The sequence below is a fragment of the Pandoraea faecigallinarum genome (assembly GCF_001029105.3).
In the GTDB taxonomy this organism is placed as follows: domain Bacteria; phylum Pseudomonadota; class Gammaproteobacteria; order Burkholderiales; family Burkholderiaceae; genus Pandoraea; species Pandoraea faecigallinarum.
In genome coordinates this window covers 1,112,457-1,138,434 of sequence record NZ_CP011807.3, presented here as the reverse complement: position 1 = coordinate 1,138,434, position 25,978 = coordinate 1,112,457, and the positions used below count along the sequence as shown (strand labels likewise).

The 25,978-nt window shown below is 65.7% G+C and carries 19 protein-coding genes; 10 read left to right on the top strand and 9 right to left on the bottom strand.

The window, feature by feature from the left end:
• Positions 1–2: 2 nt before the first annotated feature.
• The 5 genes from AB870_RS05125 to AB870_RS05105 all read left to right on the top strand — a co-directional run bounded on the left by AB870_RS05125 (position 3) and on the right by AB870_RS05105 (position 6,003).
• Positions 3–1,349, top strand: coding sequence for an ATP-binding protein (locus AB870_RS05125; protein ID WP_047907190.1), 1,347 nt, complete (start codon positions 3–5; stop codon positions 1,347–1,349).
• A gap of 156 nt (positions 1,350–1,505) precedes the next feature.
• Positions 1,506–2,642, top strand: coding sequence for a porin (locus AB870_RS05120; protein WP_047907189.1), 1,137 nt, complete (start codon positions 1,506–1,508; stop codon positions 2,640–2,642).
• Positions 2,642–3,361, top strand: a complete 720-nt coding sequence (locus AB870_RS05115; protein ID WP_047907188.1) for an ABC transporter ATP-binding protein — start codon at positions 2,642–2,644, stop codon at positions 3,359–3,361. Before AB870_RS05120 ends, AB870_RS05115 begins: the two co-directional genes overlap by 1 nt.
• A gap of 39 nt (positions 3,362–3,400) precedes the next feature.
• Positions 3,401–4,339, top strand: a complete 939-nt coding sequence (locus tag AB870_RS05110; RefSeq protein ID WP_237170057.1) for an ABC transporter substrate-binding protein — start codon at positions 3,401–3,403, stop codon at positions 4,337–4,339.
• A 2-nt stretch (positions 4,340–4,341) separates the two neighbouring features.
• Positions 4,342–6,003, top strand: a complete 1,662-nt coding sequence (locus AB870_RS05105; RefSeq protein WP_047907186.1) for an ABC transporter permease — start codon at positions 4,342–4,344, stop codon at positions 6,001–6,003.
• A gap of 89 nt (positions 6,004–6,092) precedes the next feature.
• On the opposite strand, the gene AB870_RS05100 is transcribed toward AB870_RS05105, so the two are convergent.
• The 3 genes from AB870_RS05100 to sauS form a co-directional block, all read right to left on the bottom strand.
• A complete protein-coding gene (locus AB870_RS05100) occupies positions 6,093–7,481 on the bottom strand; it encodes an MFS transporter (RefSeq protein ID WP_047907185.1) in 1,389 nt (462 codons plus the stop codon).
• Between the two features lie 115 nt (positions 7,482–7,596).
• Complete coding sequence (locus AB870_RS05095) at positions 7,597–9,234, bottom strand: AMP-binding protein (protein ID WP_237170056.1); 1,638 nt, start codon at positions 9,232–9,234, stop codon at positions 7,597–7,599.
• Positions 9,235–9,242: 8 nt separating this feature from the next.
• On the bottom strand, positions 9,243–10,718 hold the full coding sequence (gene sauS / locus AB870_RS05090; protein WP_047907184.1) for an acylating sulfoacetaldehyde dehydrogenase: 1,476 nt from the start codon (positions 10,716–10,718) through the stop codon (positions 9,243–9,245).
• 302 nt (positions 10,719–11,020) lie between these two features.
• Here sauS and AB870_RS05085 point away from each other — a divergent pair, with 302 nt between their 5' ends.
• Positions 11,021–11,785 carry an IclR family transcriptional regulator gene (locus AB870_RS05085; protein ID WP_047907183.1) on the top strand — a complete coding sequence of 255 codons (765 nt, stop codon included), beginning with the start codon at positions 11,021–11,023 and terminating at the stop codon, positions 11,783–11,785.
• A 33-nt stretch (positions 11,786–11,818) separates the two neighbouring features.
• Here AB870_RS05085 and AB870_RS05080 read toward each other — a convergent pair whose 3' ends face one another.
• From AB870_RS05080 to AB870_RS05055, 6 genes are all read right to left on the bottom strand, one after another.
• Positions 11,819–13,177, bottom strand: a complete 1,359-nt coding sequence (locus AB870_RS05080) for a four-carbon acid sugar kinase family protein (protein ID WP_047908818.1) — start codon at positions 13,175–13,177, stop codon at positions 11,819–11,821.
• 46 nt (positions 13,178–13,223) lie between these two features.
• On the bottom strand, positions 13,224–14,528 hold the full coding sequence (locus tag AB870_RS05075; RefSeq protein WP_047907182.1) for a ribulose-bisphosphate carboxylase large subunit family protein: 1,305 nt from the start codon (positions 14,526–14,528) through the stop codon (positions 13,224–13,226).
• Complete coding sequence (locus AB870_RS05070; RefSeq protein ID WP_047907181.1) at positions 14,525–15,079, bottom strand: VOC family protein; 555 nt, start codon at positions 15,077–15,079, stop codon at positions 14,525–14,527. Before AB870_RS05070 ends, AB870_RS05075 begins: the two co-directional genes overlap by 4 nt.
• 19 nt (positions 15,080–15,098) lie before the next feature.
• Positions 15,099–17,006 (bottom strand): TRAP transporter large permease, encoded by a 1,908-nt coding sequence (locus tag AB870_RS05065; RefSeq protein WP_157112240.1) that lies wholly within the window; start codon positions 17,004–17,006, stop codon positions 15,099–15,101.
• Between the two features lies 1 nt (position 17,007).
• Positions 17,008–18,051, bottom strand: coding sequence for a TRAP transporter substrate-binding protein (locus tag AB870_RS05060; RefSeq protein ID WP_047907180.1), 1,044 nt, complete (start codon positions 18,049–18,051; stop codon positions 17,008–17,010).
• Positions 18,052–18,120: 69 nt separating this feature from the next.
• Positions 18,121–18,936, bottom strand: coding sequence for an SDR family NAD(P)-dependent oxidoreductase (locus AB870_RS05055; RefSeq protein WP_047907179.1), 816 nt, complete (start codon positions 18,934–18,936; stop codon positions 18,121–18,123).
• Between the two features lie 217 nt (positions 18,937–19,153).
• Here AB870_RS05055 and AB870_RS05050 point away from each other — a divergent pair, with 217 nt between their 5' ends.
• The 4 genes from AB870_RS05050 to AB870_RS05035 all read left to right on the top strand — a co-directional run bounded on the left by AB870_RS05050 (position 19,154) and on the right by AB870_RS05035 (position 25,973).
• Positions 19,154–20,176 carry a LacI family DNA-binding transcriptional regulator gene (locus AB870_RS05050; RefSeq protein ID WP_084663340.1) on the top strand — a complete coding sequence of 341 codons (1,023 nt, stop codon included), beginning with the start codon at positions 19,154–19,156 and terminating at the stop codon, positions 20,174–20,176.
• Between the two features lie 293 nt (positions 20,177–20,469).
• On the top strand, positions 20,470–21,255 hold the full coding sequence (locus tag AB870_RS05045; protein ID WP_047908816.1) for a DUF3050 domain-containing protein: 786 nt from the start codon (positions 20,470–20,472) through the stop codon (positions 21,253–21,255).
• Between the two features lie 163 nt (positions 21,256–21,418).
• On the top strand, positions 21,419–22,342 hold the full coding sequence (locus AB870_RS05040; protein ID WP_047907177.1) for a diiron oxygenase: 924 nt from the start codon (positions 21,419–21,421) through the stop codon (positions 22,340–22,342).
• A 10-nt stretch (positions 22,343–22,352) separates the two neighbouring features.
• Positions 22,353–25,973, top strand: a complete 3,621-nt coding sequence (locus AB870_RS05035) for an amino acid adenylation domain-containing protein (protein ID WP_047907176.1) — start codon at positions 22,353–22,355, stop codon at positions 25,971–25,973.
• The last annotated feature ends 5 nt before the right edge of the window (positions 25,974–25,978 follow it).

Below are 25,978 nucleotides of genomic sequence, written 5' to 3'. Positions count from 1 at the left end.
CCATGTTTCGTGTGCTCCTGAAGCTGTATGCGCTGGTAGGCGTTTCGGTCGTCGCTTCGATTCTGATCATCACCTACACGTTCGGGCATCTGTTTTTCGACACGATGAATCGCTCGGCGCAGACGCAACTCGGCGGCTACGCGTGGCTCATCAACGAAAAGCTGGGCGACATCCCGCAATCCGAATGGCCGAAGTTCGTCGCCGAGTTCGCCGCCAGGACGCAGGACAAGATCGGAATCGAGCCGCTCGAGAATTTCCCGGTCGTGCGCGAGTACCTGCGCAAGGATCTCGAAGCCGGCTTGCCGATCGTCAACGGCACGGATGGCGAACACTACGCCATGCGCCTGCGCGACTCCCAATGGGTGCTGACTTCCGAGAACGGCACCGACCTGAGCATGAAGCAGATCAACTACCTTGCCTATGCGGTGGTCGCGCTACTGATGCTCATCGCGGTGCTCACGTGGGTGCGTTGGTACTGGTCCGACCTGAAGTCGCTCAATCGCGCGGCCATCCGCTTCGGCGAGGGCGATTTCAGTTCGCGCGCGAAGGTGTCGAGTTTCTCGAATCTGACGGCGCTGGTGCGCGTGTTCAACACGATGGCCGACCGGATCGAGCGCTCCATCAAGGCGCAGAAGGACATGATCAATGCCGTGTCGCACGAGTTGCGAACGCCGATCGCGCGGTTGGATTTCGGGTTGGAGATCTTGCAGCAGCGCCGTCACGATCCCGATGCGCACGACCGGATCAACGCGCTCAAGGGCGATATCCGCGAACTGGACGACCTGGTGACCGAACTGTTGTCGCTGGCCCGTCTGGATCAGATCACGGCGCCGCCCACGCGCCAGGCGGTCTCGTTGCGCCTGATGTTCGACAGTCTGGCGGCGAACTGCACGGAGGTGCTGGCCACGCGCGCCATCGCGCTCGACATCGCCACCGAGCCTGGAGCGGATCGCGTGGAGGTGGAGCCGAAGCTGCTGGCGCGCGCGGTACAGAACCTGCTCAATAATGCGATGCGCCATGCCACGCGACGCATCGTTTGCGGCGCGAAGCCCGGCGACAATGGCGGTGGCAGCAATAACGGCAATAACGGCGAGATCGTGATCTACGTCGACGACGACGGCGAGGGGGTGCCGGCACCGGAGCGCACCCGCATTTTCGAGCCGTTCCACCGGCTCGACAGCAGCCGCAACCGCGCGACCGGCGGCTTCGGTCTGGGCCTCGCCATCGTACGCCGCATCGCCCTGCTCCACGGTGGCCGCGTCGGCGTCGACACCTCGCCGCTCGGCGGAGCCAGGTTCACGATCACGTTGCCGGCCGCTCCCGCGGCTCAGACGGGCTCGGCGTCATAGGCGAGCGGTTTGCCGCCGTGATGCTCGCGCCGTACGTCCTGTCTCACGGACGTACGGCGCTTTCCCGCCTCTTTCGGATAACGACGCATTGTCATGTTCGCGACATGTTGACCGCTTACATTGGCCGCTCAATTTAATCCCAAAGAGGACCTTGTCATGAAACCCAACCTCCGCATTGCGGCGGCCGGGTGCTGTCTGGCATTCGCCAGCAGTCTGCCCACGCCCGCGCTTGCCCAGTCGAACGTTCAGCTCTACGGGCTGATCGACTCGGGTGTCGAATTCCTCACCAACGCCGACACGAACGCCGCCGGCAATACCGTCAACCTCACGCGCGTCACTTCGGGCAATCTCGCCGGTTCGCGCTGGGGTATCAAGGGCACCGAAGACCTCGGCGGCGGCAACAAGGCCTTCTTCCTGCTCGAAAACGGCTTCAATCTCGGTAACGGCCAATCGCTACAGGGTAGCCGTGAGTTCGGGCGTCTGGCCTACGTCGGTGTGTCGAACCCGTCCATCGGCGCCTTGAGCATCGGCCGTCAGGGCGGCGTATTCCTGGACTGGGTGAGCAAGTTCAACCCGCTCAACAACGCCGTCTACGCGATCAAGATGCAGGACACGGCATTCTCCGACCGGCTCGACAACAGCTTCCGTTACACCGCCAGACTGGGCGCCTTCGAAGGCATGATCCAGTACTCCAAGGGGTATGACGACGTGAGCTTCGGTGCCGCGAGCACCACGCCGGGCGACAACCGCCGGGCGCAGGTCGTCGACGCCGGTATCCGCTACGCCAGCGGGCCGCTGTCGTTCGTCATCGCCTACGACCAGAAGAACGGCGGCTCGACCCTGCCGAACGCCGCCATGACCTCGAAGGTCGGCGGCTACGAAGGCAACATGGACCGCCGCATCGCCGCCGCGGTGCAATACTCGCTGCAAAGCGTCGATCTGTATGCCGGCTACCGCTACCTGAACGCCAAGGCCATCCACCTCTCGGCGCTCAACAAGAGTCCGGTCGAAGCTTCGAGCTATTACTGGATCGGCTCGACGTGGCACGCACTGCCCGCCCTCGATCTGTCGGCCACCGCCATGTATCAGGACTTCTACGGCACGAACCGCGATCCGCTGTCGTTCCAGATCAGTGCCGACTACAGCTTCTCTAAGCGTACCGACGTCTACGTCAATTTGGGCTATGTCGTGAACCGCAACGGCTCCGACCTTGGTCTGAACGGTTTCGGCACCAACGTGGTCGCCGGCAAGAACCAGTTCGGCACCATGGCCGGCATCAAGCACACCTTCTGATGACGAGCGACACTCGCACTTCGCAAGGCGGCGCCACGCCGTCGCGCGGTGGCGTGTGCGTGTCGCTGCGCGCGCTGCACCAGACGTTCGGCGCGGCGCGCGTGCTCGACGGCATCGACATCGATGTCCCGGCCGGCACCACGACTGCGCTGCTCGGCCCCTCAGGGTGCGGCAAGAGCACCTTGCTCAAGCTGCTCGCCGGCCTGCTCGCCCCGACCGGGGGCGAAATCCGTTTCGACGACACTGTGGTCGCCAGCGCTTGCGTGTGCCACGCTCCGGAGCGCCGCTCGCTGGGCATGGTCTTTCAGGACTATGCCCTGTGGCCGCACATGAGCGTGGCCGCCAACGTGGCGTTCCCGCTGGAAATGCGCGGCGTGAAACGGGCCGAGCGCGCCGAACGTGTCGAAGACGCCCTGTCGCTCGTGGGACTCACCGGTCTGGGCGCGAGACGCCCGCAAGCGCTCTCCGGCGGTCAGCAACAACGCGTAGCGCTCGCGCGCGCCATCGTGTCGGCCCCACGGCTGCTGCTCTTCGACGAACCGCTCTCCAACCTCGACCGCGATCTGCGCACGCGTCTGTGCGCCGACATCGGCGCGCTGCTCGCGCGCCTTGGCACGACCGCCGTCTATGTCACGCATGACCGCGAAGAAGCCGAGACCCTGGCCGACCAGATCGTGATCCTCGCCCACGGGCGCGTTGACAAACGTATTACGAGGTAGCCCATAATGCTCCACCGCAAAATTATCGCGACACTCACCATGGCCTTTGCTGCTAGTGTCGGCGCGCAACATGCGCATGCGCTGACCGTCTATACCGCCGGCCCCGGCAACCTCAGCAAGAAACTCGCTGCGGGTTTCGAGAAGAAGACCGGTATCAAAGTCGATGTCTTTCAGGCCACGACCGGCAAGGTCATGGCGCGCATCGAAGCCGAACAGGCCAACCCGCGTGCCGACGTCCTCATCTCGGCGTCATGGGACACTGCGCAGGATCTCGAAAAGCGCGGTTGGCTCGCCCCGTTCCAGAGCGCCAACGCCTCGCGCGTGCCGGCGCCGTTCAAAACGAGCCACTACGTCGCACAAGGCCTCTCGGCGCTCGGCATCGTCTGGAACGCCAGATCGGGCACGCCGGAGCCGCAGGACTGGCGAGATCTGACCAAACCCGCCTATCGCAATCTCGTGACGATGCCCGATCCGGCCCTCTCGGGCGCCTCGGCCGATCTGCTGCTCGGGCTGCAAGCACGTCTGGGCGGCGAAGCGTGGAAGCTCTTCGACGATCTGAAGCACAACGGCATGGTCGTCTCCGGCCCGAACGCGCAAGCGCTCAACCCGGTACTGCAAGGGGCGAAGGCTGCCGTGTTCGGTGCGGTCGATTACGTGGCCTACGCTGCCGCCGCACAGGGCGAAGCCGTGAAGGTCATCTTCCCGGCGAGCGGCACGGTCATCGCGCCGCGTCCGATGATGATTCTCAACACGTCGAAGCAGCAGAACGAAGCGCGTCGCTTCATCGACTACGTGCTCTCGGAAGAAGGCCAGCAGATGGTTGCCGAAGCATGGCTGATTCCGGCACGCGAAGACATCGCCATCAAGCGCGCGTCGTTCAAGGATCTGCGTCTGCTGCCGCAGGGCGACGCGCAATCGTCGAGCGCTTCGCGCGCCGAAGTCCTGGCACGTTTTTCCAAACTCAACGGCCAGCACTGACGGTGAAATCGCTCCGCCTACTGCCCGTGGCGACCGTTGCAGCGCTCGCCATCGTGGTGGCGTTGCCGGTCGCGTTCGTCCTGTTGCAGGCCGTCTTTCCCCATCTCGCGCGGGGATCGTTCACCGCCCCATTCTCCGCCGTCCGGTCCACGCTGTCGCATGGCGACACGCTACCGCTCGTCGCCAACACGCTGCGCCTGGGCGTGTCGGTGGCGCTCGGCACGGCACTGGTCGGCGGTGCGCTCGGCGCGGTGCGCGGCCTGTTTCACGTACCGGGCGCGCGGTTCTGGGACCTGTGCTTCCTGCTGCCGTTTCTCGTGCCGCCGTACCTCGCGGCGCTGGGCTGGATGCTGTTGTTGCAAACGGGCGGCTACGCCCAGCAACTCACAGGGCTGGACGCCGGACGGTTCCTGTTCTCGTTGCCCGGCCTCGTCTTCGTGATGACGCTCAACATCTTTCCGGTCGTCTACTTCGCCGTGTCCCGTGCACTCACCACCACCGGTTCGCGACTGGCGGACGTTGCCCGCGTGCATGGCGCTACCGCGTGGCGTGCATTCGCACGGGTAACGCTGCCGCTCGCGCTGCCCGCGTTCGCGGCCAGTCTGCTGCTGGCGTTCACGATGGCGATCGAAGAGTTCGGCGCGCCGGCCGCGCTCGGCGCACGCGCCGGGTTTTCGGTGCTGGTGACTTCCATCGAAGGCCGCTTTGCCGATTGGCCGATCGATCTTCCCGGTGCGTCGATACTGTCGGTCGTACTGGCCGCGCTTGCGCTGTTTGCGTTCGTATTGCAGCACCGTCTCGCCGCGGGCAAGGACTTCGAGACCCAGACGGGCAAACCCATCGCCTCGCCACCACGCGACCTCGGACGCTGGAAAGCGCCCGCCGTGATCGGCTTCGGGCTCGTGACGCTCGTCGCAACGCTCGCACCGCTGCTTTCGATTCTGGCAACGGCGTTCTCCGGCACGCTCTCGGGCGGGCTGACCCTCGCCAATCTGACGACGGCGCATTTCACCGCGTTGCTCGGTCAGGGCGCCGAAGGGCTGCAGGCGCTGGTGACAAGTCTGTCGCTGGCGCTGGGCACGTCGCTCGCGACAGGCGTGCTGGGCTTTCTGTGCGCCTGGTGTGTCGTGAAATCGACGATGCGCGCCCGCGTGCTGATCGACGGCCTCTCCCTGTTGCCGCATGCCCTGCCCGGCATTGTCGTCGGCGTGGGTCTGATCCTCGCGTGGAACCTGCCGTTCTGGCCGGTAACGCCCTACGACACGTGGGGCATCCTGCTGCTGTCGTACAGTTGCCTGCTGCTGCCGTACCCGGTGCGCTACACCAGCGCCGCGCTGCGCCAGGTGGCGGCCTCCCTCGAAGCGGCCGCACGCGTACACGGCGCACCGACGGGGGTCGTGCTGCGGCGCATTACGTTGCCGCTCGTCATGCCCGCGCTCGGCGCGTCGCTGATGATTGTGTTCGCCATTGCCTCGCGCGAACTGGTCACGTCGCTCCTGCTCGCGCCGAGCGGCGTGCAGACCGTATCGATCTTCGTGTGGCGTCAGTTCGAACAGGGTTCGATCGGTCAGGGGATGGCGATGGGTGTGGTGTCGATGGCGGTGAGCGGCACGTTGCTCATGCTGGCATCGCACCTTGGCGGCAAGCGCGGCAGCGCCGGCTGATATTGCTCTCGCGTCGCGCCTTGCGCGAGGGGCGCACCGCCCTACGCCGGCCGGTGCGCCCTTTTTTTCGTTGAGCGGCCAGCGTGGCGTCATCGACGCCAGCGCAACGGCCGCCGCAGCGGGTGCCGTTGCAGGCCCGTCGTCATCCACGCCGGCGCGGCGGCCGCCGCCATTGCGGCGCGCTCGCCCGAACTCAGTGCTGCCTCGCGTTCCTCATCCCTGTCGACGGTTTTGCTCGTGTCGATGAACAAGGCCGCGACGACGCCCGCCCCCAGCAACGCCGCCGAGATGGCGAACGGCACGTTATAGCTGCCGCTTGTCTCGATGAGATAGCCGAACGCCACGGGCGAGATCATCCCCGCCAGACCGAACCCCGTGTTCATCATTCCGCCCGCCGTGCCGGCATATTTACCCGCGATATCGAGCGGCAGCGTCCACAGCACCGGATTGGTGATCTCGAGGAAGAAGAACGACGACGAGAGCAGCAGCACCGCGACCATCGGATCGGACACCATCGTCATGGGCAGCAGGAAGGCGAGCGATCCGCCCATGCCCGCCACCAACACGGACACGCGCGCGAAACGCAGCCTTCCCGTCACCTTGTAGAGCTTGTCCGAGACGACCCCGCCCAACGTATCGCCGAGCACGCCGGCGAGCAACGGCAATGCCGTAAACAACGCCAGTTGCTTCAGATCGAAGCCCTGCGATTCGCGCAGGTACGAGGGCATCCAGGTGAGGTAGACCCAGAGCAGCCAGCCGTAGCAGAAGTCGACGAACGTCACGAGCCACATGCGTCGAATGAGTTTGCGCCATGGCGTCGCGGCACACCTGGCGCGTTCGCAATCACCGGACCGGTAGCCGATCTCTGCAACCTCCTCGGGTGTCACACGACGGTGCTGTTCGGGCGTGTTCGTGTACACCCGCGCGTACAGCACGGTCCACGCGAGACTCACGACACCCAGCACGATGAACGCCTCCCGCCAGCCGAAGGCGACGACGATGGCAAGCACCACGGGCGGCGTGATCGCCCCGCCCAGACGGGCGAAGCTGTGGGTTATGCCTTGCGCGAAACCGCGCTCGCCAACGGGCATCCAGTACGTGAAGGCGCGCGTGGCCGTCGGGAACGCACCGCCCTCGCCCACGCCGAGCAGGAAGCGCATGGCCACCAGCACCGCAACGCTCCCGGCGAAGCCCGTGGCCAGCGTGGCAGCGCCCCAGATCAGCGAGAGCACGGTCAGCACGAGCTTCGGGCCGAACCGGTCGGCAAGCCATCCGCCGAAGATCTGCATCGCGGCATACGGGTAGGCGAAGGCCGAGAACACCAGACCGAGTTGCACCGTTGTCAGCCCCATCTCCTGCCGGATGAACGGGCCGGCAACGGCAATATTGACGCGATCGATGTACGAGATGAAGTACATCAGGCACATGACCGCAAGAATGATGTGGCGCGTTTTCACGCGACCGATGCGCTTGTCCATGCTGTCTCCTATGTATTGACGTCGCACACGTCGTGCGCACGCGATCGTGTCCTGCCGGCCGGCAACGGAGGAACGCCCGGCACGAGGGGGGACGGCAGCCCCCCCCCCCGAGCCGCTACCGTTGCAGGAGGTCCAGTCGTTGCACCTTGCCCGACGGTCCGCGTGGCAACTCGGTGACGAAGCGGAATTCCTTCGGTGTCTTGTAGCGCCCCAGCGTTTGCAGACAGTGATCGCGCAACACCCGCTCATCGGCACACTCGCGCGTGCCGTCTCCCTGTGCCTGTGTGGTGCGCAGCACCACGAACGCCACGATCTCCTGCCCGTAGGCCGGGTCCGGGACACCGACGGCTGCCGCTTCGAGCACGTCCGGATGTCGCAGCAACGCCTCGTCGATTTCGCGCGGCGCAATGTTCTCGCCGCCTTTGATGATGAGTTCCTTGGCGCGGCCGGTAATGTAGAAGTACCCCTCGCTGTCGCAATAGCCCAGGTCGCCGGTGCGCAGCCAGCCATCGGCGGTGAACGCGTCGGCGGTGTCGTCCGGCCGCTTGTAGTAGCCGCGCATGACCTGCGCGCCGCGCAACACCAGTTCGCCTGTCTCGCCGGGACCGGCTTGCGATCCGTCCCGGCGTATCACGCGGGCTTGCCCGCCCGACGGCACGCCAATGCTGCCGATGCGCCGCTTCGATGGGTCGAACGGATTGCTGAAGACGGGCGCGGCGGTCTCCGTCATGCCCATCGTCTCGATGATGCCCACGCCGAAGCGCGCCTCGAACGCCCGATGGTGATCGGCCGGCAGCGCCGCCGATGCGCTGCGGCAAAAGCGCAGACCGGTCAGCGCGGCACGGTCTGGCACGCCGCCTTCGAGCAGGTAGGCGACAATGGTCGGCACGACATTGATCCACGAGCACCGCGTCGCCGCGACATCGCGCCAGAACGTACGGGCCGAGAACCGGGGCGGCATGACCACCGATCCGCCATGGAACAGCGGGGCGAGCAGCGTCACGACCAGGCCGTTGATGTGATACAGCGGCAACGACGCCAGCACGCGGTCATCTTTGGTCAACCGGTGCTCCGCGCTGATGAATGCCGCATTGGCGAGCAGATTGCGATGAGTGAGCAGCACGCCCTTGGGCACGCCGGTCGTGCCCGATGTGTACATGAGCAGGGCGACGTCCGCCATCGGCTGCGGCGCCGGCGACATGGTGGTCATGGACGTCATGGGCGGTACGGACGGTATGGGCGGAATTTCGGGCGCCGCGGTCGCGTCCGGCGACGTGCACGCGATCGCGACCGGTCGCGTCATGCCCTGTTCCCGCGCGGTTTCGAGTGCTTGCGTGACGGTGGGCAACATTGCCTCGGATACGACGATGAGCCGCGTATCGGAGTGCTCGACGATGTAGCGCATCTGCGCCGGCTGACAGAGCAGATTGATGGGATTGACGATCAGACCGCTGTACATCGCGGCGAGAATCACGCGCGCCGACTGCGCCCCGTTGCCCATGCACACGGACACGATGTCGCCCGGGCGCAGACCGGCATCGGCGAAACGCCGCGCCAGTTCGCGGCAGTCCTCGCGCAAGGTGTGAAAGGTCAGGGCGACGGCATGCGCCTCGTCTTCGCCGAGCGCCAGCAGGTACGGGCGCTCGCCCAGTGTCTCGGCCTGCCGCTCGATCAGATCGCGCAACGTACCGACGTCGGCGCCGGTGGCAAGCGATTCTTGAGCTGCGGCGCTCGCAACGGAAGCGGGATTCATGGGCGCGTTCATCGTCCGAACCTCCCGAAGTAGTCGGCGAGCAATGCATCGGCGTCGGGCACGTCGGCGGCAATGGGATACGCCACGCGCGTCACGTTGAGATACTGGCGAAAGCCAAGGTTGTCGGTGAAGTTGTTCTTCCCCCACGTGCCGCAGCCCATCGAGAGGGAGAACGGCAGTCCGTTGTCGAAGTTGCCGCCAGTAGCGAAGCAATGCGCCTGATTCACGATCACGCGAGCGACCGGCAATGTCTCGCCCAGCCGTACCGCCTGTGCCCTGTCCGCGCCATGCAGTCCGACCGAATGTCCCGCCCCCATGTACGCGTAGATGCGCGCGACGAGCGACATCGCATCGTCGAAATCCCGGGCGCGATAGACGGTCAGCACGGGCGAGAGCTTTTCACCGGAGAACGGATAGTCCGCGCCGGTGCCCGACTCCTCGACCATCAGGAATGCGGGACGCCGCTGCGCTACGTCGTCCAGACCCGCGAGCTGCGCGATCCGTTGTGCCGGCTTGGCGGTGCACTCCCCCGAGAGCTTGCCGCCCACCCACATGACGTTGGCCAGCGCACGCGCCTGACGGGCATCGAGCAACACGCCGCCGGCGCGATGCAGCGCGCCGAGCATCGCGTCGTAAACGCCGCTCTCGATCACCACGCTGTTCTCCGACGAACAACTCGTCGCGTTATCGAAGGTCTTCGAGCGTGCGATCTTCGCCGCAGCGTCGTCCAGATCCGCGCTGCCCGTCACAATCGACGCGACATTGCCCGCCCCCACGCCGAACGCCGGTGTCCCGCTCGTGTAGGCCATGCGCACGTTCGCCTGCGATCCGGTCGCCACGATGAGGTCGGCCTGACGCATCAATGCCGCCGTCGCCGCCTTGCCGATCGGCGCGGGCAGCATCTGCACGAGATCCGGAGACAGTCCGGCCCTGGCCAGTTCCGCGTGAACGAATCGCAGCAGTAACGCGCACGCGCCATACCCCTTGGGCGAGGGCGCGACGATGACCGCATTACCGCACTTGAGCGCATTGACGATCTTGTTCGCCGGCGTGGCCGCCGGGTTGGTCGACGGGGTAACGGCAGCCACCACGCCGACCGGGCGCGCGATCTCCACGATGCCCCTGCCCGCCACTTCGGCAATCACACCGGTGGTCTTGCGGCCATGCAGGTCGCGCAACAGGCCGAGCGTCTTGCGGAAGTTCTTCTGAATCTTGTCGTCGACGTTGCCGAGGCCGGTATCGCGCACGGCGAGTTCCGCCAGCCGGCGGTTGCGCGACGGCTCCATGATCGCCCACGCCGCCGCACTTGCCGCCGTATCCAGCGCGCCCTGCCCGGCTGCGGCGAAGTCGCGCTGCGCCACGCGCGCTCGGGCGATCAGTTGCCCGACTTGCGTGTCGACATCCGACGCATCGGCTCGCACGCCGCATGGCGACGTACCGCGGTTCGACGGCGACAGGACCGCTCCGGGAGCCCGTGAATTCATGAGACGCCTCCTGAGGTTTTTTCGATTGGGTTCGCGTAACCAATCTAGTCAACCGCAGGTGCGCCGCCGGTCTCAAATTCCCGCTCAACCCGGACACCGCGCCAGGGTGTAAAGGGTGCCGCGATATTCGGGACTCGGAAAGTCCGCAAAATCGATGAAACCGATGCAAAATCCCAATAACGACACAACGCCGGTCAACCGCAACGTATCGCCGCGCGGGATAGCAAAAATGCACGCCGCTGAAGACGCCGGCGGCCAAACGAGACAACGGGCGAGAGCGCGGGGAAATCTCAGGAGGCGACATGGCAGCATCGAATCAGTCGAACGCCGCCGCAGTGCGTGCGTTTCGTGTGCTCGAAACGCTGGCCGATGCAGGCGGCCCGCTGTCGATGATGGATCTGGTGAACGCACTGGGTCTGCCCAAGCAGACGGTGCACCGCATACTGACCCAACTCAGACACGCGTGGCTCATCACACGCAGCGACGACGACCGCCGCTACGAATGCTCGCCGCGTGTGCGGGCGCTCGCCGTCAACGTTCTGATGCAGACCGGCCCGGCGGCGGCCCGTCACGGGTTGCTGGAACAACTCGTCGCCAGCATCGGCGAGACGTGCAACCTCACTATGCTCTCGGGCAACGACGTGATCTATGTGGACCGGGTAGAGACCGAATGGCCGCTGCGCATGCATTTGCAACCCGGCTCGCACGTGCCGCTGCACTGCTCCGCGAGCGGCAAGCTGCTGCTGAGTTTTCTGCCCAGGGAGCGTCGCGAACATCTCATCGACACGCTACCGCTGCGGCGCTTTTCCGATCGAACCTTCACGGACCGCGACGAATTGCGCACCGAACTGCGACAGACGCGCCGTCGCAAGATGGGCATCAACAATCAGGAACATTTGCAGGGACTGATCGCGATTGCCGTGCCGGTCATGCTCAATCGCAACCGCGCGTGCGCCGCGATCGCCGTGCAAGCGCCGATCGGGCGACTCACGCTCGACGATCTGCTCGCATTCGAGCCGGAGTTGCGCGTGGCCGCCGAAGAGACGGCACGGACGTTCAGGCGCTGAGCATCTGGAAATCCGAGAATCGGCGCGTGGCTCTCAGGTGCCGTGCACCAGCCGCTCGAACAGATCCTCGTCGCCCATCTGCCCGCCCTTGAGCAGGATCTCCATGCCGTCGAGCGGGGTGTGATCGCTGTGAAGACGGCAAAGCGGCGCGCCCGCCGACAGCGTGCCGGCATAGGATAGTCCCCATGCGTCGAGCGCCCGCACGCCGTGGCTCGACGTGTCTCCCCCGGCAATGGCGGCGCGCGACACCGGCGTGTCCCGTAACACCTGTCGCAGCAGTCGTCCGCCGGCCTGCGCCAATGCCAGCGAGGACACCGGCGCTTGCGCCGCACCACGACCGGCCGCGGGCACCGTACACGCCAGCGTATGCCGCCCGGCGCGTAAATGTTGTCCCAGCGTCCCGGCAACAGACGCGCAGTAGCGCCCATCTGCTTCGATGAGTCGCGCCGGATCGAGACGCACGACCTCGAATGACCGCGCCGCGCTCACCTGCTTTGCCGTGACCGGAGACAGACTGCCTGCGAGCGCCAGCACCGGGCCGTTCGCCGGCGCAATCCGCGCTGGCGGCGACGCGGGGCGCTGCACCATCGCGCTCGACAGCGCCTGCGTCACGCTGCTCGGCCCTACCGCCAGCAGCGGCGTGCGTCCGGCATGCGCCCAGAGCGCCGCGCCGATTGCCGGAAGATTGGACTGGGTGGCGACATCCCAAAGCACATAAGCGGCGCCGGCAGTGAGCAAGGCGTCTAATTGCGTCATCAAGCGGGCGACGCGAGACGGCGCATCCGATGCCGGCGTGGCCGACGGATTCGCGTAGCTGGTCCACGGCATCGACGCGATGCCGGTCATGCCTTGCGCCGCCAGATGCCGCCGCAGGTCCGCTTCGTGCATGGGCGTGACCGGATGACGGCTCATCGTCGGATGCCGGTCGATGCGATGCACTTCGGCCCCCGGCCCCGCCGCAGCGAACAGATTGCCGAACAGACAATACCGACCAAGATTCGGTTGCCCGCCAACAATGGCCGTCCACGCACCGGGCATGGACGGCGCGAGGGTGCGCACCGCCTCGCCGATGCTGCCCACGTCCGGCGCGCTGTCGAACGTCGAGCATGTCTTGTAATGCAGCACCGCTGGTTTCAGACGGCGCGCCAGATCGGCAATCGGCCGCAGTTCGTCGCGCATCGCCGCGGGCGCGAGGGAGCGCGACACCCCCGCGATGCCAAGACAATCGAGCGCTCCCAGCGAATCGAGACGCGCATCGTCCGGCGGCGCGAACAACAGGATGCTTCGCAGACCCGCCCGCGCAGCCGTCGCGAGCGTATCGGTCGCCCCCGTGAAATCGTCGCCGTAATACAGCAGGCGTGGACGGCCGCCCACGTCAGCCACGTCGGCCATGCCGGTCATCCCGGTCTGTGTGTGGACAGCCATCGCGAGGCCCCGGTCAACGGCCAAAGAACCGGAGGGCGGCGGCAAGCGCCGGGGCATGCAATGCAGCTAACGCCAGCGACTCGCCTTCGCGAACGGCCTGCCACGCGTCGCGCAGGCTCTGCACGCCGGCCGCGGGCCCGTCCGGATGCGCCAGAATGCCGCCGCCGGCCATGAAAAGCAGATCGTCGCGGCCCACCGCCTCCCATGTCGCAGGTACCGTGCCGGCCCACTGGCCGGACGAAAACGCAGGCATCACCAGATCGTCCGGCGCGCTGGCCGGCGCATCGCTGGCCAGCGCGGTGTAACAGTCGTGCGCCGACTCGATCACTTCAGCGTCGGGTTGCGCGAACTTTCCCTGCAATCCGTGCACATGCATATGGTCGACACCGGCGAGTCGCCAGAGCGTCTGATAGGCCTGAAAGCCGATGCCGAGCAACGGCGCGCGCGACATCGCGCCATAGCCGTTTCGATGGGCGTGGATCGCCAGTCCGGTGTGACGGCGCAGTGTCTGCACGGCGGAGAACCCGCACCAGTTCAGGCTCACCATCACACAGTTGCCGCCTTCGCGCTCAACGAGATCGGCATGACCCCGCATGGCATCCGTCTCGTCGGTGATATTGAATGCCACCATCACCTGCTTGCCGGTGCGCTCGCGGTGGGAGCGCACGGCCGCCATCACCGCGGGCACCCGCTGCGCAAGCGGGGCGTGGACCGGGTTGGCGCAGACTTCGTCATCCTTGATGAAGTCGACACCGGCAGCGCACAACCGTGCGACCAGCGCAGCCGTGTCCTCGGCGCTCATGCCAACGTTCGGCTTGAGAATCGTGCCGACCAGCGCCCCCACCGGCACGCCGGTGGCGCGGCGCGTACCGGCAATGCCGTAGCGCGGCAATTCGAAATGATTGCGGTAAGCCCACGGCAAGGCAATGCGCTCCAGCCGCATCCCCGTCACTTCGCCGAGATCGTAGAGATTTCCCGCGAGCGTGGCGGCAAGCGTGGGCAGATTGATGCCGATGTTCCCGCAGGGGAACGCGATGCGCACACGTGCACGGTGCCAGATGCCGCCGGTGCCGCCAGTGCCGCCAGTGCCGCTGATGCCGGTTCGCTCGAGAAACGCGTTCGGCAGGCCAGGCTGCGCGACGTCTTCGAGCGCATCGACAGCTTCCACCACGGCGCGCGCGCGCTCGCGCAAGGCGTCCGTCTCGCCTTCGACGCGCGTGAAGGTGCCGCAGGACTGTTCGCCCGCCATGACCTCCGCCACCTTGCGCGGGTCGAGCGGTGTCTCGATCAGATAGGTTGCGCGAAGGGTCGCGGTCATAGCTTCGACAGATCCGGGAAAGGACGAATGGGATCGGTGCCGTCCCAGTTGGCGGCAGCCTCGCGAATCAGCGTGAACAGCCGTCCTTTCGGGCCGGCGACTTCCGAGAGCTCGACGGTAGTGCCGGGATGACATCCCGGCTCGGCGTTGCGATCCTCGAAATAGACGAAGCGGCCGTTCTCGCCGACTTCTCCGCTCATGCAGACTTCGAAACCGGCTGCACGTGCGCGGGCGAGATCCGTTTCGAAGTCTTCCGTCCAGTAGGCAACGTGTTGCGCACCGGAGCGGCCCGCTTCGAGAAAATCCCGATACATCGACGGCACGTCGTTGCGAATCTGGAGCAACTCGATCTGCAAGCCGCCGGCGTTGGCCAACGCCACGGAATTGTGCGGCTCGAACGCCTTGCCGCGATACATGTAATTGCGAATCGGCACCTTGGGGTTGTAGTACCACGGCCCCACGCCGAGCACGCTCGACCAGTAGGTCATCGCCGCCTCGATATCGGGCACCAGGTAGGCCACCTGGCGAATCTCGCCGAAGAATCTGCTCATGGATCGTCTTGTTGTTGGATCAGTGAAGAAAGCCGGTGGAAATCCAGGGAATCGCGGCCACGCAGATCAGTCCGACGATGAGTGCCACGAGATAGCCCCAGATCGCGCGCATGCCCCTGGCCGGGTCCACCTTGCCGATGGCGCAGGCGGCGTAATAACCCACACCGAACGGCGGCGCGAACAACCCCAGCCCCATCGAGAGCACGACAACCATGGCGTAATGCACTTCGTGCACGCCCACGGCCCGCGCAATCGGAAACATCAGCGGGCCGAACAGCACGATGGCGGGAATGCCTTCGAGTACGCTGCCGAGCACGATGAACGCGATGACGGACACGAAGATGAAACCCGCGCTGCCGCCCGGCATACGTTCCATCGCCGCGGCGAGATCCTGCGCGAAGCCCGACTGCGTCAGCCCCCACGCCATGCCCGTCGCGGCACCGATGATGAAGATGATGGCGCCCGAGAGCGCTGCCGTCTCGATGAGCATCGGCAGCAGGCGACGCGTATCGAACTGTCGATAGATCAGCAGCCCCGCGATCACCGAATAAGCGATCCCGATCGTGGAAACTTCGGTTGCCGTGGCAATGCCCTCGACGACCGCTGCACGGATCACGAAAGGCAATGCCACCGCAGGCAGCGCGTACACGAAAGCGCGCAGCACTTCGCCTTTTTTCGCCTTCACGACGCCCGACAGATCTTCGTGACGGTAGCGCCACCACACCACACAGCACAGCGCAATGCCCAGCACGACACCGGGCAGCAAACCGCCCGTGAACAGCGCGGCAATCGAGACGCCCGTCACCGATCCGATGGTAATCAGCACAATCGACGGCGGAATGGTCTCGGTCTGTGCGCCGGTAGTCGAGAGCAGCGCGACGAGATCGCCGGGGTCGGCACCACGCTTTTTCATCTCGGGGAACAGCACCGGCGCAATAGCGGCCATGTCGGCGGCCTTCGAGCCGGAGATGCCCGACACCAGATACATTCCGCCGATGAGTACATAACTCAACCCGCCGCGCACGTGCCCGAGCATGCTGGCCAGAAACTGCACCATTGCACGCGCCATCCCTGTCATCTCGATCAGCAACCCGAGAAAGACGAACAGCGGCACGGCCAGCAGGATCAGATGCGACATGCCTTCGTCCATGCGCCCCACGAGGACGACGAGCGGCGTGCGTGTCGTCAGCGCGAGAAAACCGAACGTGGCAAGCGCGAACGAAAATGCAATCGGCACGCCGGCGAAGACGCACGCGCCGACGACGCCCGCGAAGAAGATGACGAGATTCCAGCGTCCGAGCGGCGCGAGCATCGGCCCGAGCAGCCAGAACGCCAGACACACCGCCGCCACGACCGCAGCGGCGTGCACGGCACGCATCGTCGGCGCCGTACGCAGCAGCCGCAACACGCTGACGGCCAGCATCAGCGCCACACCGGCGGGCAATGCCGCGGCACGCCACGCGTTGCTGATCTCCAGTGCGGGGGTGACGACGAACGACTCTTCCGACGCGTATTCGTACGCCGGATGCACGATCAGCAGCAGGAACGCCAGTGCCGCGGCAATCGCGAGTACGTCGAGGAATGCGCGCGTCGCGGGTTTGGCCTTCCCGACGAACGCCGTCATGCGCATATGTTCGCCGCGCCGCAGCGCGACCACGGCGCCGAGCATCGACATCCACAGGAACAGGATGCCGGCCAGTTCGTCGCCCCAGACGAGCGGCGCGTGAAACGCATACCGGGCAATCACCCCGGCAAGCATCACGACGATGTCCGCAAGCACAAGCAGCGCCGCCGGAATCTCGGTGAGCCAGCCGATGGCACGGTCCAATGCCCCGAGGAAGGCGTGCCAGCCGTGCGCCGGTGCGTCGCTCGCCAGGGTGCCCCCGGCGTGCACACCGTCCGGCGAATGCGCGGGGCGCGGGTTCATCTCAGGCCACCTTGCCGGCGGTGGCTTCAAGCAGCGCCCACGCCTGTGCACCGAACTTCTTCTGCCACTCGGCGTAGTAGCCGGACTTCTGCAACTGGGCGCGGAACGTCTCAGGGGGGGCGGTGTTGAACGCCAGGCCCTTGCCCGCGAGTTCGCTTTGCAGCCCCGTGTTGAGTCTGTAGACGTCTTCGCGTTGCTTGATGGCGGCTTCGTTGAACGCGCGCGCGACGATAACCTTGAGGTCGTCCGGCAGGGCACGCCACGAGCGGCCGTTGACCACGAGGTGATAGCCGTCCCAGCTGTGATTCGTGATCGCGCAATACTTCTGCACTTCGTAGAGCTTGGCCGTCTGCACGATGGCGAGCGGATTCTCCTGCGCGTCGACGACGCGCGTTTGCAGTGCCGAATAGACCTCGCTGAACTGAAGGCTCGTCGGCGACGCCTGCAACGACTTGAACAGCGAGATGCCCATCGGGCTGACCGGCACGCGGATCTTCATGCCCGACAGATCGCCTGCCTTCGCAATCGGCTTGTTGCCGCTCGTGATCTGACGAAAGCCGTTGTCCCACATCTTCTCGAAGGTGTAGAGACCGGTCTTCGCGAAGGCCTCGCGAATGCTGTTGCCCAGTTGCCCGTCGACCGCCTGCCACACCTGGTCGTAACTCGAAAACGCGAAACCGACGGCCGTGATCGCGCTGATCGGTGCGAGCGTGGCGATCACCATCGTGCCCGCGTTGAAGATGTCGATGCCGCCATTGCGCACCTGAGCAAGCATGTCGGTGTCACCGCCCAGCTGGTTGTTCGGAAACACGCGCAGTTCCATCCGGCCCTTGCTTTCGGCGGCGATGCGCGCGGCGACTTCCTGCGCGCGCACATTCAACGGATGGCTCACCGGCAGATTGTTGCCGTACTTGAACACGTATTCCGGTGCTGCGGCACGTGCCGCACCGGGCAGCGCGCCAGTCATGCCGGTGACGCCCAGGGCGGGCAGGGCGGACAGCGCGCGCAGCACACTGCGACGGCTTTGAGAGGTCGGACGGGTCATCTGCTTGTCTCCTGATATTTTGGTTCTCGGCGCGGGCATTTGCGCGGCGGTTGGCCTGACGGTGTGACGTCAGTTGCAGCGAGCATGCATTCCGCCGTCGACGAGCAGTTCCACACCATTGATGTAGCGCGCCTCGTCCGACGCGAGAAACACAGCCGCATTCGCAACGTCCCAGCCATCTCCCATGCGGCCTGTCGGGGATAACCGGTTGCGCGCATCCACCATCTCCTGCGCGCTCTTGTAGAAGCCGGAAATCTGTTGATAGATATGCGGCGTGTCCATCACGCCCGGAAGAATGCAGTTCGCCCGAATGCCGCGCGACGCATATTGCAGCGCTACGCTTTGCGTGAACGAATTGACGGCGCCCTTGGACGCCGCATACGCGCAATAGGCGTAACCCGTCCAGCGCACGCCACCGAGCGCGCCGATGTTGACGATCGCGCCGTTGCCCTGCGCCTCCATGACCGGCAGCACGGCCTTGCACGTGAGGAACATGCTCTTGACGTTGACCGTCATCACGCGATCCCACATGTCCTCGGTGGTCTCCACCGGGCCGCCCTGAGAGGTGATGCCCACGTTGTTGTGCAGAATGTCGATGCGGCCATAGGTCTCGATGGCAGCAGCGACGGCGCGCTCGACGTGCGCCCGGTTCGTCACGTCGGCGGCCACCGCAATGGCCTCGTCGCCTTGCACGGCGATCACTTCGCGGGTCGCGTGCGCCGCGGCCTGGTGGAGATCGACGGCCACGACCTTCGCGCCATGCCGGGCATAGGCCACGGCCGCCGCCTTGCCATTGCCCCATCCGTCACCGATCGATCCCGCGCCGAACACCAGCGCGACCCGGCCCTCCAGCCTGCGCGGCGCCGGCTCACCTGCTCGTGCCATGACCCTTGTCTCCTGAAGTCGCGTGCCGGCATCGCGACACGTCTGTTGAGGTCGTACGATAGGGCCCAACCGTGCGATCTTCCAACCTCATTTCATGATGTGTTTTGATGTGTTTTGATGAAGTATGCTGTCGTGGACGTGGCGCAAACCGCTGCCCCACGGCAACACATCGACAGCGCAAAGGGAACGGCAAGGGGAAAGACGGATGAGACGAAACATGCCGAATCTGGCCGACATCGCGCGACTCGCGGGCGTGTCGACGGCCACGGTTGACCGCGTGCTGCATCGTCGCGAAGGCGTTCGGCAAACGACGGTCCAGCGCGTGTTGCAGGCCGCCGGCGAACTCAAGTACCTGCCCGAGCCGGACCTGGAGGCAGTGCGGGCAACGCCCGCCACGCAGGTGCTGTTCGTGCTGCCCGGGCGCAGCAGCAAGTTCCTGCGCATGCTCGGCGAATGGGTGCAATGCTCACAGACGCAGTGGGCGCCGTATCACGTGAGCTGCCGCGTGCAGTTCATTCAGGGCTTCGACCCCGATGCGCTCTCCAGCGCGCTGCTCAAGCGCGGGCGCGAGTGTCACGGCGTGGCCTTCATGCCGCTCGAACACCCCAAGGTGCGCGAGGCGGTGGACACGCTCGCCGACGAGGGCGTCGCCGCCGTCACGCTCGTCTCCGATTTGTCACACTCGCGGCGCATCGCCTACGTCGGACTCGACAACGGCTCGGCGGGCAGAACGGCGGCGTATCTCATCGCACGGTTCGTGGGCACGGAGCGCGCCGCGAAGGTCGCGCTCATCGCCGGCTCGCTCAGCTACAAGGCGCATGTCGAGCGCGAGGCGGGCTTTCTGCAACTGTTTGCCGAGCAGTATCCGCACATGCAGGTCGTGGGCTTGCGCGAGGGGTACGACGACGAAGCCGTCAACTATCGGCAGACGCGGGCATTGCTCGAACAGCATCCCGATCTCGCCGCCATCTACAACATCGGCGGTGGCTCGCAGGGTGTCGGGCAGGCGCTCAAGTCGCTCGGCAAGCAACACAAGGTCGTCTTCATCGGCCATGGGCTCACGCCCGATACGCGCGCGCTGCTCATCGACGGCTCGATGGACGCCGTCATCACGCAAAGCCCGCAGAGCGCCATCATGAATTGCGTTCGCATCTTCGCCAACTTGCGCGAGAAGCGTGACCTTTGCGCGGGGATCGAAGCCAACCGAAGCCAGGTCATTTTTCGCGAAAATCTGCCCTGAGCGCAGCGGCAACTCATCCGCAGCGCCGACCCTCCTCATTCAGTCCCGGCATTCAGCCCCGGCACTCAGCCCCGGCACGCGACACCCGCGCGCACACCTGTCCATTAGTTGTACAGGTGTCATCGCCTCGCCCCCCCCCGTTCGCCCCCGAAAACTCCCTTTTCCATCGAGATTCTTGCGTTTCGAGACGCTGGCATCGAACTTGCTGATCCCTGTGAGCGACGACGTGAAAGTCGCGCCGCATTCCCCCTCGCACAGGTTGATTTCATTTCGTTATCACAAGGATGCCTATCGTGGACAAGATCGAACATCTCGAACGTCAGATCAAGGAACATCACGCGACGCTTGCACATCACCCCGTATTCCACTCCATCGAATCGATGCAGGGCTTGCAGACGTTCATGGAGTGGCACGTTTTCGCCGTCTGGGATTTCATGTCACTGGTCAAGCGCCTTCAGGCGGACCTCACGACGATCACGCTGCCGTGGATCGCCCCGCGTAACATTCATGCCGCGCGTCTGATCAACGAGATCGTACTCGGCGAAGAATGCGACGAGACGCCACAAGGCCCGATGAGCCACTTCGATCTGTACCTTGCGGCGATGCGCGATGTCGGCGCCGATACGCGTCAGATCGAAAAACTCATCGACCTGCTGGTCGCCGGTCACAGCGTGAGCGCCGCACTGGCTGCCGTCGAAGCCCCCGCCCCCGTGCTTCGTTTCGTCAATTCGACCTTTGCGACCTGTTACGAAGGCAAGACACATCAGGTGCTCGGCAACTTCTTCTACGGCCGCGAGAATGTGATCCCCGACATGTTCCGCACGCTGCTTGACGGCTGGCAGATCGATCCGAAGAGCGTGCCGCTGCTCACCTTCTATCTCGAACGCCACATCGAGGTGGACTCCGGCGAACACGGCCCGGCCGCGCGCGCCATGATCGTCGAAGCCGCCAACAACGACGAACGCCTGCTCGTCGAAGCGCTCGAAGCCGGCCTGCGCGCCATCGACGAGCGCCTGCGTTTGTGGGACGGCCTGCACGAGCATATCGTGGCGACGCAGAAGGAAGCCGTCGCTGCGTGAGGCGGCCGGCGTCGGCCGGGCGGGCCGTCACGGCGTAAGCGATCGGGCGACACCCTGCCCATCGCGCGCCGGACACGCCCGCCATCCGCCATCCGTCTCACCGTGCGCCGGCCGACACTGGTCGAAGGCTTACTGCCGTCCCCCCATTTTCCGAGGCAACGCCATGTCATTGCAGAGTTACGTCAGCCACGCTGACCAATGGGAACAACGCGCCACGATCCGGTCGCGCCCGCGCCGCATCGTCGAAGACGACGATCTGAGCTACTACCCCGTCGAGCGCCAGCCATTGTATGCGCATCCCGCCGTCATCGACGCCGGCCGTGACGTGCAGGACTACATCCTGCTGCAGAGCTTTTACAAGTACATCAACGACGTCATCATCTTCGAGACGGAAATCGTCAACCGCACCGCGCTGGCCATCGCGAAGTCGCGCTTCCCGTTCGAGTTTCCGTTCGCCTGCCGCAGCGACGCCATGTCGGTCGTGATCGACGAGAACTACCACGCCTACGTGGCGATGGATTACCTCGATCAGGTCGAGCGCAGCACCGGCATCGGCCCCATCGAACAGAACCGGGAAATCGAACTCTCGCGTGCGATTCCACGAGCGATGGAATACGTGCCGCCGCAATACGCCGCTGGCATGGAACTGCTCGGCGTCGCCATCTCCGAGAACACCGTGACGGCGGAGGTCGCGGCTTTCTCGCGCGACAACACGCTCAAGCGCTCGGTCAAGGGCGTGATGGCCGATCACCTGGCCGACGAAGGCCGTCACTCGGTGTTCTGGATCAATCTGGTCAAGCTCTACTGGTCCGAGATCGACGAGGCGGCACGCGTGGAACTCGGCCGCGGCCTGCCATTTTTCCTGCGCGAATACCTGACCAACGAGCTACAGCTCGAATTCGACCGGCGCCTGATCGGCACGCTCGATCTGCCCGCCGCCACGCGCGAACAGATCGCGAACGACATGGTCGGCGCGTATCCCATCACGAACCAGCACCCGATGATCGTCAACATCCGCAAGTTCCTGAAGATGGCGGGGCTGCTCGACCACGAACCCACTCGCGCGGCCATCGCGCAATATCTGTGAGGAACGAGCCATGAGAGCGATTTCCTTCGCCATCGCAGGGAACAACCGTCTCGGGGCGCGTCTGTTCGCGGCCCTTCACGACATGGGACACGATGTGGTCCCGTTGTGCCATACGGGCGGGCCGCTCGCGGAGATGGCCGCCCAATTGGGGGCAGCGGTGCCGTCGCCGGGAGCTGCGCCGGTGACGGTCGAGTGGCGCATCGATTGTGGCGAAGGCGTGCACGACAAGCCCGCGGAAATCGCCTGCCACGCCGCACACGTGCTGACGTTTCGCGCCTACGCCCCCGCCTTTCCGCCGTCCGCCGCGACGCTGACATGGCAATGGCAAGGCGTGCGCGGGGCGGTCGATGTCGCCACCGCCGCCTGCGAATTCGGCACGCCGCGCTGCGGGGCCGATCTGGTCGCGCAGATCGACGCCGAGGCCGAAGGGATGCTCGTGGACATCGTCAGCCAGCTCGGGCGCGACATTCTCACGCCGCAGGCGCTCGCCGCGCGTGGCATCGCGGCGCCCATGCCCGGCAGTGTGCTGCTGGACCTGCACCGCCTGTCCGGCTGGCATGCGAGCAACGAGACGGCGCGTACCGTCGCGCTGGAGCCGTCGCTGCCCGAGATGGTGTCCCGCCGCGCGATCGCAACGCCCACGGCCATCGCATTGCGCGACGAACATGGCGACGTCGATTACCGCACATTCGTCGCCGCGTCGATGAAACTTGCCAACGACCTCGCCGCCTTGCTTCCGGCGACGCTGCCGGCGGATGACTCGCCGCACGTCATCGCCGTGCGCCTGCCGAAATCCCGCCTGCTTTACACAGCGATTCTGGGGGCCATCGGCGCGGGGGCGGCGTACGCCCCGCTCGATCCGTCGTTTCCGCCCGAGCGGGTGCGCCAGACCGTCGAGCAAAGCCGCGCCACCTGTCTGATTACCGGCGACGACTTCGATGCCAGCGCGCTCGACGGGCTTGACGTCAAAGTCGTGCGCCTGCGTTCGCTGAATGCCGAGGATGTCGCGGAAGTTGCCATCGGCGTGACGGCATGGCCGGTGGAACGCTTTGCGGAGCGCGCGAGCCGCTGCGCCATTACGATCTTCACCTCCGGGTCCACCGGCACGCCCAAGGGCGTGATGCTCACCCACCGCAACATCGTGCACTTCTGCCACTGGTATCGCGATTACATCGGCATGGACGCCAGTTCGCGGGCATTGCAGTTCTGCACGGTGGCGTTCGACGTCTCGCTGCTCGACATTTTTCCGACGTTCCTCGCCGGGGCGATGCTGGTGATTCCGACCGAAGCGCAGCGCCACGCCCTGGACGAACTCAGCGCGCTGATCGAGCGCGAAGCCGTCACGCACGCGTTCTTGCCGCCAGCCCTGCTCGGCGTGATGCCCGACGCCAGGTGGCCGGCGCTGCGGCATCTGCTCACCGGCGGCGATGTCTGCTTTCCGGAAACGATTGCGCGCTGGAGCCGGGGGCGCGATTTCCACAACATCTTCGGCCCGGCGGAATGCACCGTCCTCGTGACCATCGCGCGGCTCAGGGAAGGTGACAGCAACCGGATGGTCGGCCGTCCGATGGCAAACACGCGTTGCTATGTTCTGACGCAAACCGGGCAACCGGCGCTGACCGGCGAACAGGGCGAGTTGTGCGTGGCCGGCGCCGGTGTGGCGGACGGCTATCTGCACCGGACCGATCTGACCGGGCGGAGCTTCGTGCCGAATCCGTTCGCCGACCCGAACGGCGCATGGCCGCACGCGCATGACGAGCACCTCTATCGCACCGGCGACATCGTGCAGTGGGATGAAGACGGTGCACTTCACTTCGTCGGCCGGCGCGACGCGCAGGTCAAGATCCGCGGTTTTCGTGTGGAACTCGGCGAGATCGAGTCCGCCGCGCTGGCCACGGGATTGTTCGGTCAATGCGCGTGCGTGGTCGACGAGCGCAAGCGTATTCGCGGCTTCGTCGCCCGCGCGCTGATTGCCGGGGCCACGGGCGACGCGCTGCGGGACCTGCTGGTGGCGCGCCTGCCGGATTACATGGTGCCGTACGAGATCGTGGCACTCGATGCGCTGCCCGCCACTCACAACGGCAAGATCGACCGCGGCGCGCTTGCGCGGCTGTCCGTGCAACGTGTCCTGCCCGATGAAGCGAAGGCACAGGAACCGCTCACGCAGACCGAATCCGACCTTCGCGCGTTGTGGGCGCGCCTGTTGGATCTCGAACCGTTCGAGATCGGCAAGGACGACTCGTTCTTCAATCTCGGCGGCCATTCGCTGCTGGTCTCGCGTCTGATGCTCGCCGTCAAGAAGGAGTTCGGCGGCAATGCCCCGCTCGCACGCTTCATGGAGCGGCCCACCATCGCCGCGCTGGCCTCGCTGCTGGCGAACGACGACGTGGACAAAGGCGAGCGGATTCCTCAGCGGGTCTTCGACGACATGGCGCTGCCCGAGGACATCCGTCCGGTCGACGGGTTGCGTCCGGTCGCCGACGGTGCGCGCGCGATTCTGCTCACCGGTGCGAACGGCTTTCTCGGCACGTTCATCGCTGCCGAGCTGATCGCGCAAACGCCGGCAACCGTGCATTGCATGGTGCGGGCGGCCAGCCAGAAGGAAGGCGAAGCGCGGCTGGCTCAGGCGTTGCAGGCCAACGGGCTCGCGTCCCTTGCCGGACATCCGCGGCTGAAAGTCGTCCTCGGCGATCTGGCGCAGCCCCGGCTCGGGCTGCCGCCGCAGACCTGGCGAACGCTCGCCCGCGACATCGACGCGATCTATCACAACGGTGCGCACGTCAACCACGTCTACGACTATCCGTATCTCTACGACGCCAACGTCGGCGCGACGCTCGAACTGTTGCGCCTCGCCTGCGAGTTCCGCAACAAGTCGATGCACTTCGTCTCGACGCTGTCCGCCGCAAGCGCTGTCGACGCCAACGGGCACGTGCTGGAGCAGGGCCCGGCCCGCAACGCGCCCGCCTTCGTGAACAACGGTTACAACGTGACCAAGTGGGTCGCCGAGCATCTGGTGTGGGAGGCCGCGCAGCGGGGCATCGACGCGACGATCCTGCGTCCGGGCAATATCACGGGCGTGGCCGCCACCGGCCTGTGCCAACCGGCGCGCAACCGGATCCTGCTGCTGGTGAAGGGCTCGCTGCAACTGGGCGCCGCGCCCGCCGGCGACACGGAATTCGACTTCACGCCGGTCGACTTCCTGGCGCGTGCGATCGTGCGCTGCACGACCGATCCGCAGCGCGAACTGCGCGTGTTCCATCTTCAAAACCCACAGCCGCTGACATGGGAGGACTACCTCGGCGCGCTCGCCCAATGCGGCTACTCGCTCGCCCTCGAAGAGCCGGCAGACTGGCGCAACCGGCTCACCTCCATCGACGAGAGCAACGCGCTGTTCGACGTCGTCGCGTTCTACCTCGACGACAGCCAGGAAGACATCGGCGACATGGCGCGCATTGCGCACCGGCAAACCGCACAGACCCTCGCGCGCCTCGGTCTCGCGTATCCGCGCAAGGATGCCGAGCTTCTCACACATCACTTCCGCTATCTCATCGACAGCGGATTCCTGCCCGAGCCGGGCGGCAGCGGTACCCGGCGCAACGAACGCGAGACGGAAGCGGCTTCGGTCGCCTGAGCGTC